The sequence below is a fragment of the Fulvivirga aurantia genome (assembly GCF_009711475.1).
In the GTDB taxonomy this organism is placed as follows: domain Bacteria; phylum Bacteroidota; class Bacteroidia; order Cytophagales; family Cyclobacteriaceae; genus Fulvivirga; species Fulvivirga aurantia.
In genome coordinates this window covers 1-2,064 of record NZ_SMMD01000368.1, presented here as the reverse complement: position 1 = coordinate 2,064, position 2,064 = coordinate 1, and the positions used below count along the sequence as shown (strand labels likewise).

The window sequence follows — 2,064 nt, the reverse complement described above, 5'->3', positions numbered from 1 at the left end:
AGCTATAAGTATAGCAGCAGGGGGTGATTTTTTTATCATCATGGCTTTCTTGATCTCTTGTCCTGAAGAAATAGGATTGTCAAGTAAGAGACTTTTAAAAATTAAAAGGGTTGCATTTTGCAAGAAATCTTAATTACTCTGTAAGTTATGGTTTATGATTACCTCAGAGTCTTCAGTGAATGACTCTGAGGGGTTGGAAATGCTAACGTTCAGCATATGGCTTTGTGGCGGTTTCGGAGCACTTTTGTGTCTGTCCGCACAAAGGTTACTTAAATGTACTAGATTTCCTTTTACCACTTCACCCGCCATAAGCTATATGCAGTGTTGGGCTTTCGTACTTTAATTTATTCTTCTTTGGGTTTATTCAAATATTTCTTCTTAATCCAACCAGTCTGAGGTAAATTATCTTTAGGGTCAAAGTAGCTTACGTAAACCCATTTATGATGGACTTGAATCACAACTACATCAAAATCAACAGGTAGTTTAGTTATTGTAATTGTCTTTTGTTTGGGCTTAAGCTTTACGGTGCAATGTCTATTAGTTATTCTATATTCTTTCGCTTGTTTTAAATGCCCTGTTATTTGTTGAATAAAGAAAACTGTTGAATCTTGCTTAACTCCTATTTGACTTAATTCTTCTTTTGTAGCAAGTTCCGGTTTTGTTTGTAAAAAGTCGTAGTATTGATGAAATCCCGCATAACGCAGAAAAATATCAATTATCAATAAAGCCGAGACACCTAATGATTTGTGTTTACTTAGAAATGATAGAACTAAAGAGAGTAATATTTGAAATTTTCTTTCTTGTTCTTCTTCTAACTCTTCACTTAGTGTTTCAGTAAACTCAAGAGCCTGTTCTGTTACGTTTTCAAAATCCTCAAGTATTGACCAATTTCTCTGCTGTGCTGCAATTGCAGCCAATTGACCAGAAATACCGTTTAAAGCAAAATTTAAGCTATTTATTTGTGCAATTATAGGTGATTGAAATTTAACAGATTCAATAATTGACCTAACACTTCCAAAGATTTGCTCATGTTGCCTATTAATTGAAGTAATAGCGTCAATCGTTGTTTGAGGAATTGCAAACTTTGCTTGCCAACTCATTGTATGCGAAAATGCATCAATTGCAGAAAAAGTCGATTGAGTAATCATAGCCTGTTGCTTCAAGCTTTTTGCAATGTTCGTCATCATATTTACACCGCTAAAACTTCTCGCAATTTGCTCTTGAGCTTTTAGTAATCCAGAACTTTTCACTATGTCAGCCATCATTTGTTGCTGCTTTAATAGTGGGTTCATAGAAGCTTGAATTTGTTCTTGCATTCTTCTGATATTATCAAAAGCACCTAACCCCATAGTATTTCTCCAATCGTTCATAATTTATCTTGGCAGTACCCCTAGTCCAGCCATCTGAGCTAAGGTTTTAGCTTTATTTGAAACATTTCTCAATCCTCTTCCTTTCCCTAAATCATATGGTATTTCAATTCTTCTTTCTTCGTATTGGTTACGAGTAATGTCTAAAATCTCTTTACTATGTCGATTTTCAAGAAAATAATGAGTTCCATTATTCCAATGGTCAGGGTCTTTCAAAGAGAGAACCTTCCAATTATCCTTACCGTTCAGTCTATAAATAACCTCAGATGCTGCGAAACAAAATCCTGTCGAATGAATCCCTGTTTTAATATTTAACTTATACCAATAGTCATCTAATACTGCTTCTTTAATCTCATTTCTTTCGAAAGCATTATGTAAGGCACTTATTATTGTTGTTAATTCCATATTCATTATTTGCGCGACAGTTCCATGTATGAAGCCCAACATCCGGGTATATGTTATTGCAATACTTGCACTATACTAATTTATAATTTTTAGCGGAATTGTTAAATATAAAAGTATCAATTAAATACCTTTCTAATCAGAGGCTTCTTTTATGTTTGCTGACCGAGTGTTACAACGGCTTAAATTGCTCGAAAGTCTCGTGGCAGCTGTCACAGAGGTGTATAGAGCGGCAGGCCGTGAGGCTTGTAAACCTCAGAGTCACTTATTGAGGACTCTGAGTGATTATTGATTT

General features: G+C 34.8%; 3 protein-coding genes. All 3 read right to left on the bottom strand.

Translation table 11 applies throughout. From position 1 onward, the window contains the following. Window positions 1-344: 344 nt before the first annotated feature. The 3 genes from E1176_RS01915 to E1176_RS21460 all read right to left on the bottom strand — a co-directional run bounded on the left by E1176_RS01915 (window position 345) and on the right by E1176_RS21460 (window position 2,034). Window positions 345-1,370, bottom strand: coding sequence for a hypothetical protein (locus tag E1176_RS01915; protein ID WP_155208886.1), 1,026 nt, complete (start codon window positions 1,368-1,370; stop codon window positions 345-347). 3 nt (window positions 1,371-1,373) lie between these two features. Beyond that, complete coding sequence (locus tag E1176_RS01910) at window positions 1,374-1,772, bottom strand: hypothetical protein (protein WP_155208885.1); 399 nt, start codon at window positions 1,770-1,772, stop codon at window positions 1,374-1,376. 169 nt (window positions 1,773-1,941) lie between these two features. After that, window positions 1,942-2,034 carry a PaaD-like zinc ribbon domain-containing protein gene (locus E1176_RS21460; RefSeq protein ID WP_425482545.1) on the bottom strand — a complete coding sequence of 31 codons (93 nt, stop codon included), beginning with the start codon at window positions 2,032-2,034 and terminating at the stop codon, window positions 1,942-1,944. Between the last annotated feature and the right edge of the window lie 30 nt (window positions 2,035-2,064).